The sequence below is a fragment of the Acinetobacter legionensis genome, assembly GCF_048552295.1.
Taxonomy (GTDB): domain Bacteria; phylum Pseudomonadota; class Gammaproteobacteria; order Pseudomonadales; family Moraxellaceae; genus Acinetobacter.
Genome location: NZ_JBIMCW010000007.1, coordinates 33,634 through 48,320 on the forward strand (window position 1 = coordinate 33,634; position 14,687 = coordinate 48,320).

The following is a 14,687-nucleotide window of genomic DNA, read 5'->3' on the forward strand; positions in this document are numbered from 1 at the left end:
TGTTGATTGGTTGGTTGGCTAAATTAAATTGGACTGAGTCTAGGTACATACTGACTTAGTCCAATTTAAGCCACAATCAAGCTTAGATCGTCTGAAATACATTATCATCAAACTATATAAACTTTTCACTATAAAATAAGTCTTTGCAATCCTTACTGCTATATTCATTCTCTTTTAAAAAGTCATCTAAGTATGATGTTAGGCTCTTCTATACAACATAAATCTAAAATTCAGCCCTAGTCCTCTTCAATGAAATCTGTACAATAAAAATCAGCTAAATAAAAGAGATCAGCGATGTATACAGGTATCGTTCAAGGCTTAGAAAAAGTTGTAAACATCCAACAAGGTGATAATTTTACAACCCTTTATATTTCCAATGAAAATGGCTTTTTAAATGATGTTTTTATTGGCGCCAGTGTCGCAATCGATGGTACATGCCTAACCGCAACAAGTTTTGATGCTGTTGCAAATATAGCCTCATTCGATGTTTCAGCATTGACCACGTCTCTCACCACATTACAATTTTTAAAAATTGGTGATGAAGTCAATATCGAAAGATCTATCAAAGCTGGCATGGAAAACGGTGGGCACAATATTTTTGGGCATATCGAAGGTATGGCAACCATTAAAGATGTGGTTCATACCGGTGAAACACTACACATTGATATCGTTATTCCAGATGACAATATCAAATACTTCTTTAAAAAAGGCTTTATTGGACTGCAAGGTTGTAGTTTAACAGTCAATCGTGTGGATCGGAAAACCAATGAAATTTCAGTGGATTTAATCCCAGAAACCTTACGTTTGACGACATTTAAACATGTCCAAATTGGTGGCAAACTCAATTATGAAATTGACCAAATGACCCGCACTATGGTCGATACTTTAGAAAGTATCCATCAACGTCAGCAAGAAAACTAAAAGAGCCAATCATATAAATTAGCCCTTTGATCTAAAGCATTGTCTTAACTATATAACGGCAGATGAACTTCTTCTTGGAAACTTTCCATTCCATAATCATCTGCCAGCTTTTCTTTCCAGTACGCCACAATCTTCGAATAATCAATTTCATCCGGATGAAAGTCAGATTTGTAATAAGATAAATATTCAGGAATCAGTGAAATCAACATTTTAGAAATCATATATACCCCAAAGATGTTTTGCGGCACTTTTGGTAGACTTTTTCTCCAGTCTTGCATAAACAAACGGGTAGCCGAATAAAACGTTAAACTTGCAAAACCCGTAGTCACATTACGCATTACTGTACGACGAGTACGATCATCTTTATAAATCGCCTGATATACATCAAATGCCACTGCACGATGCTCAATTTCTTCGATTGCATGCCATACCCAAAGCTTAACGGCATCATCATCTAGAGTGCTTAAAACTTCAGGGTGACGAAGAATATAGCCGCCCAATAATGCAGTAAAATGCTCAAAAGCTGCGGTAACAGCAAGTTGTAATTTCGGATGTACACTTTTAATCAGTGCATCTCGACGCGCCAACCATGCTTGGAAACTGTCTAAGTTATAATCATCACGGCGCCATGCATCATTGAATTCCGTATGGGCTTTGGAGTGCATGGCCTCTTGACCAATAAATGCTGCAATTTGCGCTTGCAATTTTTCATCCGTGATTTTGTCACGTACATTACGCACACTATGTACAAAGAACTGCTCACCAATCGGAAATGTTGAAGAAAGCGCAGTCAATAAATGTGACATCACAGGAGAATTGGCAAAAAAATGTCTGCGAATTGCTTTTGGGTTAAAGCTTGGTTTACGGACTTTGATACCAATAGCTTTAGGACGATTTAAATATGATTTTTCTGCCGTCGCTTGAACTGTTGACATAAGGATAATCCTACATTTGTCTGAATTTAAGCTATATTGGCACAATCTCAATATTTGTATATTGCAGAATCATCCACACAGTTGACCTAAAATATCATTTTCAAGAAAACACATGGCTCAATTAAAAATCCAAAAAAATTAAAAATATAAGATATTGATAAAATTAAATTTATTAAAAATAAATATATTTATTATCTTCACAAAAAGTGCTTTATCGTTTACACAAAGCCTAAAATCGAGATTTATAAGGATGCTTTTATTGACTTAAATGACATTTTTCAATCAGATTGAATTATGTTTTAATTTTTAAAACAATCACATAGGATCCATTCAAAATTAGAACTCAATTTATAAATATTTATGCTTGCAACGTCATATAAACATTCAAAAAAGCATGTGTTTTATAGAACTCAAACAAACAGGATTCGTCTAGGGATTTTTTGTATAAAAAACAAATTGTTGCTTTAGTGTGATTGGCAAATTTTATGACCAAACCACTCTACTCATCGCCTTTTATAGCTGATTTAATCTTTAAAACTGCTTCTTTTAACGCCATCACTTTGAATTAGCTTTGCGCTGAAAAATCATGTGCCCAAGCAGATAAAGCGTCTAATACAGGAATAAATGTTTGACCAAATGCAGTTAATTCATACACCACTTTGACTGGAGGCTTGTCACCAAATACGGTTCTGGAAATAAAACCATTCTTTTCCAATTGCTTGAGTTGCAAACTTAAGGTCATTTCTGTGATATCTGGCATATCACGCTTAAGTTGATTAAAGCGTTTTGACTCCTCCTTTAGGTAATAAAGAATCACGGTTTTCCATTTCCCACCGATTAAATCCATCACCATACTAATCGGGCAATGATAGGTCTTATCGTGAAACGTCACTTCACAAGTGTTTTGCTCAGTATTCATTTTTTCATCCAGCTATCAAAATGGATAATTATTGTACATAAAAACTATAATATTTATATTCACTATAATTTTTATAGTTGGAAAAACCAAGATGGCATTACTGATTTTAGCGCATCCCAGTTTTACTGAATCTGTCGCAAATAAAACCATTGTCGATGAATTATGAAGAACTCAAACTGATTTAGAAATTCGTCATATTCATGATTTATATCCAGATTATCAAATTGATATTGCTGCTGAACAAAGCGTGCTATTAAGACATGAGCTGATTATTTTACAATGTCCTATGTACTGGTTCAGTATACCTGCCATTTTAAAAATTTGGTTTGATCAGGTATTTACACATCAATTTGCCTATGGTTCTAAAGGAGACAAGCTTAAACATAAAAAGCTTTTGCTGAGTATGACCATTAGTCAACCTGAGCAGAATTTTAATACGGAACAACAGCATTCATTATTGGAGGACTTTTTATCTCCAATTCAAAAATCAGCACTTTATACCGGAATGGAATATTTAAAACCCGTGTTCTTATATAATATTTCAACTGTTTTAGGGCATACACATGCTGAAATCAGAACTCGAGCAAAACAACATAGCTTAAAGTTAAATCATTATCTGCAAATGATTGACTCAAATTAATTTTTTGAGTTTGCTGCATTAAAAAGCCCGCATGACTGCGGGCTCTTAAATAGCTGTTATTTAGTATCTAAAAATTAAACATCAAGATAATCCAAAATCCCTTCAGCAGCTTCACGACCTTCCCAGATTGCAGTCACCACCAAATCAGAACCACGTACCATATCTCCACCCGCAAAGATTTTTGGATTAGAGGTTTGGAATTTGAATTCTTGTTTTTCAGCAGCAATGACTCGGCCAGAACCATCTAGCCCAATATTTGCACCAGCAAACCATTCTGCTGGGCTGGTACGGAAACCAAAAGCCAGCAATACCGCATCTGCGGGTAAAACTTCTTCAGAGCCTGGAATCGGTTCAGGGCTACGACGACCACGGCTATCTGGGTCACCCAGCTGGGTAGTCACAACTTTTACACCCGTCACTTTACCGTTTTCACCGACGATTTCGATCGGCTGGCGGTTGAACTGGAAGTCCACCCCTTCTTCACGCGCATTCTTCACTTCTCGACGTGAGCCTGGCATATTTTCTTCATCACGACGGTAAGCACAGGTTACTGATTCTGCGCCCTGACGGATTGAAGTACGGTTACAGTCCATTGCCGTATCACCACCGCCTAGAACGATGACTTTTTTGCCCTGAACACTGATGTATTCAGACGGGTCTTTTTCCCATCCTTGTGTGCGGTTAACATTTGCAATTAAGAAATCAAGTGCATCATAAACACCATCAAAATCTTCACCTGCAAAACCACCTTTCATATAGGTATAAGTTCCCATACCCATGAATACAGCATCATAGTCTGCAAGCAGTTGGTCAATCGTAATATCTGTACCAATTTCAGTATTTAAGCGGAATTCAACCCCCATACCTGTGAAAATTTCACGGCGGCGTTTCATCACGTCTTTTTCCATTTTAAATTCTGGAATACCAAAAGTAAGCAATCCACCAATTTCAGGACGCTTGTCAAATACAACAGGTTTTACCCCATTACGCACTAAAATATCTGCACACCCTAAGCCTGCTGGACCTGCACCGATAATGGCAACTTTTTTGTTGGTCCATTTTACCGATGACATATCTGGACGCCAGCCCAAAGCAAAGGCGGTATCGTTAATATATTTTTCGGCATTACCAATGGTCACAGCACCAAAACCATCATTCAGGGTACAAGCACCCTCACATAAACGGTCTTGTGGACATACCCGACCACATACTTCTGGCAAGGTATTGGTTTGATGGCAAAGCTCAGCCGCTTGAAAAATACGTCCTTCTGCAATCAGTTTTAACCAGTTTGGAATATAGTTATGTACAGGACATTTCCATTCACAATATGGGTTACCACAGCCTAAACAACGGTGGGTCTGGTTTGCTGCAACTTCCGCTGTAAAAGGTTTATAAATTTCCACAAACTCTGCTTTGCGGACATTAATATCTTTTTTCTCTGGATCTTGGCGTGCTACATCCAGAAATTGAAAGTCATTATTCAGGCGTTCAGCCATGTCTCTCTCCGTGGGTGAGCGTGGATAACTTCATTCGCTTGTGTATATCTGCGAAGTTATCCACACCTACCTAAAATTTGAGTAGTGGAATTATTGTGGATCTGCTTGAGTTGTTTTCAAAAGCGTTTGTAAATTAGCCGCTTTTGGTTTCACAAGCCAGAATTTACGGCTATAGAAATCAAACTCGTTGCGAATCTTGTACGCCCAAGCACTACCTGTTTCAGCAATGTGTTCATCTAAGATACGAAGTAAGAATTCTTGATGTTCTTCCATCGCTTCTGTAGAAATACGGTTTAATTCAATCAATTCGTGGTTGTAGTAATCAACAAAGTCGTTATCCAAGTCAAGTACATAAGCAAAACCACCGGTCATACCTGCACCAAAATTGTGTCCAACTTTACCCAGTACAGTCACGATACCGCCTGTCATATATTCACAGCAATGGTCGCCTGCACCTTCAATGACGGCAAACGCGCCAGAGTTACGTACAGCAAAACGCTCGCCCGCTGTACCCGCAGCAAATAATTTACCGCCTGTTGCACCATACAAACAGGTATTGCCGATAATTGCCGTTTCTTGAGTTTGGAATGGTGAACCTTTTGGTGGGAAGATCGATACTCGACCACCTGCCATACCTTTGCCCACATAGTCGTTTGCATCACCTTCAAGGCTGATATGCAAACCACCAGCATTCCATACACCCAATGACTGACCCGCAGTTCCTTTTAAATTCACTTTAACAGGATGTGCTTCCATACTGAGGTTGCCATAACGTTTGGCAATTTCACCTGAGAGACGCGCACCAATTGAACGGTCACAGTTACCCACGGTAAAATGGAACTCACCACCAGTACTTGCTTCAATCGCTGGTAGCATTTCTGCCACCATTTTTTCGGCAAGAATACCCTTATCAAATGGTTCATTGCCTTGTACTTGGCAATATTGCGCTTTGCCTTCCGCAGATGGGTGTGATTCTAACAATGCACTTAAATCTAAATGCGCATGTTTATCCGTTTCACCCGGCAACATCTCAAGTAGATCAGTACGACCGATCAAATCTTTCAATGATGCAACACCTAAAGCCGCCAACCATTCACGTGTTTCTTCCGCAATAAAGTGGAAGAAATTAATCAGCATTTCTGGCTCGCCAATATAATGTTCTTGACGTAAATGATCTTGCTGAGTTGCCACACCTGTTGCACAGTTATTTAAGTGACAAATACGCAGATATTTACATCCAAGCGCGATCATTGGGGTAGAACCAAAACCAAAGCTCTCCGCACCCAGAATCGCAGCTTTTACTACATCTAAACCGGTTTTCAAGCCACCATCCGTTTGTACACGTACTTTACCGCGCAGGTCATTGACACGAAGTGCTTGATGCGCTTCTGAAAGACCCAATTCCCATGGTGAACCAGCATGGTGAATTGACGATAAAGGTGAAGCAGCTGTACCACCGTCATATCCAGAAATGGTAATGAAGTCTGCATAGGCTTTTGCAACACCTGCTGCAATTGTCCCCACTCCTGGCTCCGATACTAGTTTTACAGATACCATGGCTTGTGGATTGACTTGCTTTAAGTCAAAGATCAGCTGCGATAAATCTTCAATAGAATAAATATCATGGTGCGGTGGTGGTGAAATCAAAGTCACCCCTGGAACCGAGTAGCGTAAACGTGCAATTAATCCATTCACTTTACCGCCAGGTAACTGACCGCCTTCACCTGGTTTTGCACCTTGCGCTACTTTGATCTGTAACACTTCAGCAGAAGTTAAATATGCAGGTGTTACACCAAAACGGCCTGAAGCAATTTGCTTAATTTTAGAGTTACGGATGGTACCATAACGTGCAGGATCTTCACCGCCCTCACCTGAGTTCGAACGACCACCGATCGTATTCATTGCGATCGCAATGGCTTCATGTGCCTCTGGTGACAATGCACCTAAAGACATACCAGCAGAGTCAAAACGTGGCAGGATTTCTTCAACTGATTCAACTGCTTCTAAAGGAATAGAATGATCAGTTTTTAGTTTCAATAAGTCACGAATCGTCGCAATTGGACGTGTATTCACCAATTCTGCGTATTCTTTAAAGTCAGCATAATTACCTGAACGTACAGATTTATGCAACGCATTGATCACATCAGGATTAAATGCATGGTATTCCTTATCAAACACAAACTTGAGCAAACCACCTTGTTCAATTGGCTTACGTGCTTTCCAAGCAATGTCTGCTAGTTTTTTCAAGTCATTTTCAAGGTCAATAAATGTTGCACCTTTAATACGGCTTGGCACCCCTGTAAAGCACTTACTAACAACTTCTTCAGATAAACCTACTGCTTCAAATAACTGCCCACCACGATAAGATGCGACTGTTGAAATCCCCATTTTTGAAAGGACTTTAAGTAAACCTTTATCAATACCTTTACGGAAGTTCGCTTGGGCATGAATTGGATCACCTAATAATTCACCTTTAGCAATCAAATCATTGATCACATCGTAAGCCAAATATGGATAAATCGCAGTTGCACCAAAACCTAAGATTACGGCAAACTGATGCGCATCACGGGCAAGTGCTGTTTCAACAATGATGTTTGCATCGGTACGTAAACCAGCATTAATCAAGAAGTGATGAATTGCACCAGTCACCATTGCAGCATTTGCGGGTAAAAAGCCTTCACGGATTTTACGATCTGAAATGACCAATAAGGTTTTGCCATCGCGAATCGCCTGTGCTGCTTCTTCACAAATACGTGAGATTGCGGCTTCAAGACCTTCAGCCACTGGGTAATTCAAATCGATATCTGCAATTTCGTAACCTTTACGGCCAAGGGTACGAATCTGATGCATTTTAGAATTTGAAAGGACTGGGCTCGATACAATTAAACGATCTGCGTGCTCTGGGCCTTGTTCAAATACATTTTGCTCACGCCCAAAACATGTTTCCAATGACATGACGATTGATTCACGTAATGGGTCAATCGGTGGATTAGTCACTTGCGCAAATTGCTGACGGAAATAATCTGTCACATGACGTACTTGACGAGACAATACCGCCATTGGTGTATCATCACCCATTGAACCTACCGCTTCCTGTCCACTTTCAGCGATTGGACGAAGCAGTTGATCACGCTCTTCAAATGTGACCATGAACATTTTTTGAGCTGCTTTTAGGTCATCGCCTTTTAAGCCTTGATCACATAAATATTCTTCAAGCTCTGGACTACCTTGCAAGCGAACTGAGTTTTCACGTAACCATTCACGGTAAGGACGCATTTTTTTCAGATGATTGCTCACATCTTTGGTATCCAGCAATTTTCCAGTCAACGTATCAATTACAAGAATTTGACCAGGGCCTACACGGCCTTTAGAGATCACATCTTCAGGTTCATAACCCCACACACCAATTTCTGATGCCAAAGTGATATAACCATTTTTAGTAATCACCCAACGTGCAGGGCGTAAGCCATTACGGTCTAGCATACAAATTGCATGACGACCATCTTGGATCACCAGACCTGCTGGACCATCCCAAGCTTCCATATGCTTAGAGTTAAATTCATAAAATGCACGTAAATCCGCATCTAATGTTTCAACGTTTTGCCACGCTGGTGGAACAAGCATACGTAATGCACGGAATAGATCCATGCCACCACCCACAAGTAGCTCAAGCATATTGTCCATACTTGATGAATCTGAACCAGTACGATTTACAATCGGATTCAACTCAGTAATGCCTGGTAATAATGGGTTTTCAAATTTTGGTGTACGTGCTACTGCCCAGTTACGGTTTGCAGTAATGGTATTAATTTCACCATTATGTGCCAAATAACGGAAAGGCTGCGCCAATGGCCAACGTGGTAAAGTATTGGTCGAGAAACGCTGATGGAATACCACAATGTGTGAATCTAAACGTTCATCGGCAAGATCTGTATAGAATTCTGCAATATATGCAGGCATCATTAAGCCTTTATATGTAATCACTGTAGAGCACAGTGTTGTCACATAAAAATATGGATCTGTTGTTAATTGTTGTTCTGCACGACGACGTGCCATAAGTAACTTACGGTTAAATTCAACCTCAGTCACACCCATTGGGCAATTTACAAAAATTTGTTCAAATGCAGGTAAAGACTGCATTGCAATTGAACCCAATGCATCATTATTGGTAGGAACTACACGCCAACCAATGACTCGACAACCTTCTTCTTCAATTTCGTGGGTTAGAATTTGCTTTGCATGGGCCGCAAGTGCTGGATCTAAATTTAAAAATATAGTCCCTACTGCAAAAATTTCACTCAGTGTAATGTCACTGATTTTTTTTGCTTCTTCACGGAAAAATGCTTTAGGCATAGCCAAGAGCAAACCACAACCATCACCGGTCTTACCATCTGCGGCAATACCACCACGGTGCGTCATACAGCTTAGACTATGAATTGCGGTCTTGACTAAGTCATGACTCGCATCACCCTGCATATGGGCAATCAAGCCGAAACCACAGTTATCTTTAAACTCATCCGGTTGGTATAAACCTTGAGCGGGAGCTACAGTGTTAGGCGATGGCATGTGCATAGCGTACCCTTCTTTCTACATAGGCCCATGGGAGGGCGAAAAACATTCGAACACTAAATTACGATTTTTAAGTATTTTCTTATCCCAAGTAAACCACTTAGACAGAATCGAATACCAGTCTGTTTTTACTTTAATTGCAAGATTGTTTTACAACTTCCGCACTGAAATAAAGCACTCAACCAGACTTAAATCGCACACCAACTGAATCATTTCGCTCCAAAACAGGGACAATCAACTCAATTAGCGCAACAATAAAGCAAAAAATATGCCAAATTTTATTTTTGTTCACCAAATCACTAAAAGATAGTGAAATAAAGATATTCTTTAAAATTCTAAGCTTCTTATAAAGGCATATATAGCACCATTTTTGTGCAAATATAAAATTAAATAATTAATTTCGCTTCATTTTAGAGCTTATTTTAATTAAAAGGGTCACTTACCTCATGCTCAGTTGGCTTTTTATCAGAAGAATTGCCTGCTGGCTCTTTTGTATTGCCTGAAGTCTGTGCATGAGATTGCGACTTTTGTACATCCACTACATTGCCAGATGCATCACGACGAGTGATTGTAGTTTTGGTGGTCTGGTTCGTAGGAGTTGAACCTGTTAAAGATGACAATGCCGATTTTGCTTGCGCCAGTAGTGTTTCATCAACAACAGGCAAAGGTGCAGACTTTAACTTCACTTGATAGAGTTTATTTGTACCTGCCATTTCATCTGAGCCTAGATCATTGACTAAAGGAATGTATTTTTCAAACTGAATGGCCTGCGGATGTATAGATGCTGGTAATTTTAAATTTAACTGTCGTAACTGATTTTTCGCCTGCTCATCACTTTTAAATACGCCATAGGCTAAAACATATTGCTCTGTTTGATCTTCACCACTTAAACGAAAATAAATAAAATTTTTACGATCCGCTTGTTTTTGTAAAAACCCAAGAATGACATCTTCATCTGAGGTTTTAAATAGTTCTATCATCCAAGCTTTCTTATTTTCTTGAAAAAATTTTGTACCACGAAACTCTACATCATGGTTACCTGCAGTCACGATACGTGTGGTCATTTCAAGTGGGCGCACCTCATCCATCAAAGCACCTAAGTGCGATGTCGCAGCAACTTTTTCAGGCTGAATTTGAACTTGTGCCTCTTCGATAGGATTGACGACAGTGACTAGATCTTTCGTGTCAGTCACTACCCAAAAAATCAGTGCTACCAAAAGACAGATTAATCCACCAACCAACCAAATATATTGTCGAATATTTTGCCAATTTGTACGAATTGCTGCCATTTGGAACTAACCTTTTCTATATCTGATTCGCGAGAATCGCTTGTTTCATCAACTCGACATCAAAATCTTTGGTTATGATGGCTTGTCCGAGTTGTTTTATCAATATTAAACGAAGTTGACCATTTAATACTTTTTTATCATGTGACATATATGCCAAAAATTCATCAAGCGGAATTTTAGGACATGCTACAGGTAATTGGGCACGTTGTATGATTTTTTTTGTACGTTCCAGATCATCGTGTGAAATCCACCCCATACGATAAGATAAATCAGCAGCCATCACCATACCCGTTGCAATCGCTTCTCCATGCAACCAAACTCCATAGCCTAGATACGATTCAATAGCATGCCCAAAAGTATGACCTAAATTCAATAAAGCGCGTTCGCCTTGTTCTTTCTCATCATTAGCCACAATTCTTGCTTTATGTGCACAAGAACGATAAACCGCTTCAGCCAAGAATTCTGGATCTTGGGCAATCAGCCCATCCATATGATCTTCTAACCATGTTAAAAATTCTAAATCACCCAATAGCGCATATTTAATCACCTCTGCCAAACCAGCTGAAAGCTCACGTTCAGGCAGTGTTCTGAGTTGTGCCATATCAGCCAAAACCACTTGAGGTTGCTGAAATGCACCAATCATATTCTTACCTAATGGGTGATTAATTCCTGTTTTTCCACCAACACTCGAATCAACTTGAGATAATAATGTGGTCGGAACTTGAATAAAATATACGCCTCGCTGGAAACAAGCTGATGCAAAACCTGCCATGTCACCAATCACTCCACCACCTAGAGCTAAAACCGTACAATCACGATTAAAACCAGCTTGAAGCAAAGCATCAAAAATCAAATTGAGGTGCTGAATATCTTTATATTTTTCACCATCAGGCAAAACACATGTTGTAACCTGCTTACCCAGTTGTTGAATTGCATCAACATAGTGCGATAAATATAAGGGCTGAACTGTGGTATTTGTAACAATCATAACTTGATGTCCCTTAATATAAGGTTCAAGCAATTCTTGCGGATTCAAATGACTACCAATAAAAATTGGATAACGACGTTCACCCAGTTCAACATGTAAAGTTTGCATGATTCTGCCAAATAACAATGAATGATAATTTACTGACTAAATAATTTCTTTTGAAACGATTAACTGCAATATTCTCAGCGCTAAATCTCGCGCAGCTCCCTGATTCGTTTCAATAATATAATGCGCGACATCTCTATACAGTGGATCTCGTGCTTTAAGTAGATCCTTTAACTTTTGCTCAGGATTCTCAACTTGTAATAAGGGGCGATTTTTATCTCGATGCGTACGTAATAATTGGATTTCTACAGGCGTATATAAATAAATCACAATACCTCTATGTTTGAGATATTCCCGATTCATGGCTTGAGTCACTGCACCGCCACCTGTTGCAACCACTAAGTTTTTTTTTGATGTGAGTTCATCAATCACGATAGTTTCTCTTGTACGGAAACCTTGTTCGCCTTCTTTTTCAAAAATCCAAGGAATAGATGCCCCAGTTTTTCTTTCTATTTCATGATCGCTGTCTAAAAACTCACGACTTAACAGTTCCGCTAGATGCCGACCAACTGTTGTTTTTCCTGCTCCCATGGGCCCTACCAAATAAATATTCGGTAGGGTTTCCAACTCTTTGCTTGGCAAGGAGTCACCTATTGAATTGCTTTCATTGAAAGTATATTAATGATTTCTCGTACGACTGTCATTAACAATTCTTGGTGTCACAAAGATTAGTAATTCTCGTTTATTATCAGACTTAACATCTTTTCTAAATAATCGACCAAGATATGGAATATCTCCTAAAAATGGAACTTTGGTTTGGCTATTTTTAGTTTCTTGTTCAAAAATCCCCCCTAGCACCACTGTTTCGCCATTATCAACCAATACATTGGTATTAATTTCATTTTTATTAATTGCAACATTTCCATTTACTACTTGACCTGCTGAATCGCTTGTGACATTGAGCTGCATTTGGATTTTTCCATCCGGGGTAATACTCGGTGTCACATCTAGACTTAACAAAGCATCTTTAAATTCAGTCGTTGCAACTGCACTCCCCCCTGCTGTTTGAGTTGATTGATACGGAATTTGTTGACCAGATGCCACTTTGGCCTTTTGTTTATCCGCAGTCATTACTTTTGGCGTTGAAATCACTTCACCATAACCATCAGCCTGTAATGCTGATAACTCTAGATCCAACATAAAATCAGAAAGACTAATTAGACCAAATGCAATTTTACTTGCACCGGGAGTCGTCACGCCAAGATCTACATTTAAATTATCAGGGCGTGTAATAGTATATTTGCCATTACTATCTGGGGTTTTTAAATCCCAAAGTGTTTGATCACTTCCCCCAACAAGTAAGTCATTATTCTTGGTAACCCCTTGAGATAAAATCCCCCACTTTACCCCCATTTCTTTAGTAAAATCTGTTGTTGCCCGAACAATTCGCGCTTCAACCATGACTTGTTTTACGGAAATATCTAGTAAATCAACCATTTTACGGATTTGGTCAATTTTTACGGCTGTATCTGTAATAATCAGTGTATTTGTCCTAGCATCTACAGTAACCGTACCTCGAGGACTTAATAAACTTCCTACATTATTTCCATATGGATCTAAATTATTTAAATCCAAACTATTAGAACTATTTGTATTTGAATTATTTGTATTTTTAGAATTTTTACCTTCTGTGATTAATTTCTCGATATCCGTAGCTTTAGCATAATTCAACTGAATATATTCAGTTTGGATTGGTGCTAATTTAACACTTTGAGCTAAAGCCTTTGCTTCATCTTCTTCTGCCTTAATTAGCTCAGTTACAGGTGCAATCCAAATTACGCTGCCATTGCGACGCTTATCCAAGTTTTTTGTTTTCAAAATGATATCTAAGGCCTGATCCCAAGGTACGTCTTTTAGACGTAAAGTAATATTACCTTGAACTGAATCTGCTGCCACCATATTGATACTAGTAAAATCAGCAAGTAGCTGTAGAACACGTCGTACTTCTATATCTTGAAAATCAAGCGAGATTTTCTTACCCGTATAAGACTGACTTGAATTTGGACGATTTGTTTTGCTTTCTGCGGGACGCTTTAAACTCACTGTCAATTTGTTTTCAGCTTGGAAAGCCATATATTCATAGCTACCACTTGATTGAATGGTAATGACGCCATTTGAACCGTCATTATAAGCATCTACAGAAGAAACTGGCGTTGCAAAATCATTCACATTTAAACGACGGATTAAATGCGCTGGGATTTTATTTCCCAAAGTTCGAATAACAACTTTACTGCCTTGTTGTTGTACATCTACAGGCGTATTTGCACCTGAGAGATTCACAATAACCTGTCCTTCTCCAGAAGCCCCACGCTGAAAACCGATATCTGCAATGCCTTGATTTTGCTTATTCAGCGAAGATGCAGCATAAGTGGGTAATGCAGTCGCTTGATTAGCATTATTATTAATTTTTAAAATAAAAGTATTCCCTTCAACACGCGTTGTAAAAGAACCACTATTTTTTAAATTTACGGTTAAGCGTGAACGTTGATCATCAGCCGCAACATCCACCGTAGACGCTTCTTCACTTGCCACAGCAATGGATGATTGATTGATCGTTTGCTTTGCCTGATCAAAGTCCAAAATCAGTCGAGATGGATTGTCCAATTGATAGGCTTGAGGCTGTGGAGGTAAGCCATTAAACATGACACGAATTTCTGTACCTTGCCCTGGTATTTTCATTGGTACAATATTGGTCATAGTTGTTTGCGCTATTGCAACCTGCATAATCGCAATTGACACTGCCGCCATAGTAAATTGACGAAGTTGACTATTCATAAACTTACCATCCCCGTTAAAGATATTTTTCAAACTCTTTTTCATTTTTA

The 14,687-nt window shown here is 39.0% G+C and carries 9 protein-coding genes and 1 pseudogene; 2 read left to right on the forward strand and 8 right to left on the reverse strand.

Annotated features, from left to right (window positions below):
* Positions 1–294 precede the first annotated feature (294 nt).
* On the forward strand, positions 295–921 hold the full coding sequence (locus tag ACG916_RS07325) for a riboflavin synthase subunit alpha (RefSeq protein ID WP_336953702.1): 627 nt from the start codon (positions 295–297) through the stop codon (positions 919–921).
* 44 nt (positions 922–965) lie between these two features.
* Here ACG916_RS07325 and ACG916_RS07330 read toward each other — a convergent pair whose 3' ends face one another.
* Together ACG916_RS07330 and ACG916_RS07335 are read right to left on the reverse strand one after the other, a co-directional pair.
* A complete protein-coding gene (locus tag ACG916_RS07330; RefSeq protein ID WP_004725446.1) occupies positions 966–1,856 on the reverse strand; it encodes a metal-dependent hydrolase in 891 nt (296 codons plus the stop codon).
* 565 nt (positions 1,857–2,421) lie between these two features.
* The gene (locus ACG916_RS07335) at positions 2,422–2,775 is read right to left on the reverse strand and encodes a winged helix-turn-helix transcriptional regulator (protein ID WP_419327975.1); all 354 of its coding nucleotides are present in this window, start codon (positions 2,773–2,775) and stop codon (positions 2,422–2,424) included.
* Positions 2,776–2,866: 91 nt separating this feature from the next.
* Here ACG916_RS07335 and ACG916_RS07340 point away from each other — a divergent pair.
* Positions 2,867–3,415: pseudogene (locus ACG916_RS07340) on the forward strand (NAD(P)H-dependent oxidoreductase).
* Positions 3,416–3,489: 74 nt separating this feature from the next.
* On the opposite strand, the gene ACG916_RS07345 reads toward ACG916_RS07340, so the two are convergent.
* The 6 genes from ACG916_RS07345 to ACG916_RS07370 form a co-directional block, all read right to left on the reverse strand.
* Positions 3,490–4,911 (reverse strand): glutamate synthase small subunit GltD family protein, encoded by a 1,422-nt coding sequence (locus ACG916_RS07345; RefSeq protein ID WP_419327976.1) that lies wholly within the window; start codon positions 4,909–4,911, stop codon positions 3,490–3,492.
* A 90-nt stretch (positions 4,912–5,001) separates the two neighbouring features.
* Positions 5,002–9,477, reverse strand: a complete 4,476-nt coding sequence (gene gltB, locus ACG916_RS07350) for a glutamate synthase large subunit (protein ID WP_336953698.1) — start codon at positions 9,475–9,477, stop codon at positions 5,002–5,004.
* A 425-nt stretch (positions 9,478–9,902) separates the two neighbouring features.
* Complete coding sequence (locus tag ACG916_RS07355; RefSeq protein WP_336953697.1) at positions 9,903–10,769, reverse strand: hypothetical protein; 867 nt, start codon at positions 10,767–10,769, stop codon at positions 9,903–9,905.
* Positions 10,770–10,785: 16 nt separating this feature from the next.
* On the reverse strand, positions 10,786–11,865 hold the full coding sequence (gene aroB, locus ACG916_RS07360) for a 3-dehydroquinate synthase (protein ID WP_336953696.1): 1,080 nt from the start codon (positions 11,863–11,865) through the stop codon (positions 10,786–10,788).
* Positions 11,866–11,901: 36 nt separating this feature from the next.
* Positions 11,902–12,444 (reverse strand): shikimate kinase AroK, encoded by a 543-nt coding sequence (aroK, locus tag ACG916_RS07365; protein WP_004725433.1) that lies wholly within the window; start codon positions 12,442–12,444, stop codon positions 11,902–11,904.
* Positions 12,445–12,480: 36 nt separating this feature from the next.
* Entirely contained in the window at positions 12,481–14,682 is a 2,202-nt protein-coding gene (locus ACG916_RS07370) for a type IV pilus secretin PilQ (protein WP_336953695.1), read from the reverse strand.
* Positions 14,683–14,687: the final 5 nt, after the last annotated feature.

Excerpts from the sequence above, each read along its gene's own strand:
- ACG916_RS07355 (WP_336953697.1), bottom strand. The coding sequence starts at position 10,769 with ATGGCAGCAATTCGTACAAATTGGCAAAATATTCGACAATATATTTGG.
- ACG916_RS07330 (WP_004725446.1), bottom strand. The coding sequence starts at position 1,856 with ATGTCAACAGTTCAAGCGACGGCAGAAAAATCATATTTAAATCGTCCT.
- aroB (WP_336953696.1), bottom strand. The coding sequence starts at position 11,865 with ATGCAAACTTTACATGTTGAACTGGGTGAACGTCGTTATCCAATTTTT.
- gltB (WP_336953698.1), bottom strand. The coding sequence starts at position 9,477 with ATGCCATCGCCTAACACTGTAGCTCCCGCTCAAGGTTTATACCAACCG.
- ACG916_RS07345 (WP_419327976.1), bottom strand. The coding sequence starts at position 4,911 with ATGGCTGAACGCCTGAATAATGACTTTCAATTTCTGGATGTAGCACGC.
- ACG916_RS07370 (WP_336953695.1), bottom strand. The coding sequence starts at position 14,682 with ATGAAAAAGAGTTTGAAAAATATCTTTAACGGGGATGGTAAGTTTATG.
- ACG916_RS07335 (WP_419327975.1), bottom strand. The coding sequence starts at position 2,775 with ATGAATACTGAGCAAAACACTTGTGAAGTGACGTTTCACGATAAGACC.
- ACG916_RS07325 (WP_336953702.1), top strand. The coding sequence starts at position 295 with ATGTATACAGGTATCGTTCAAGGCTTAGAAAAAGTTGTAAACATCCAA.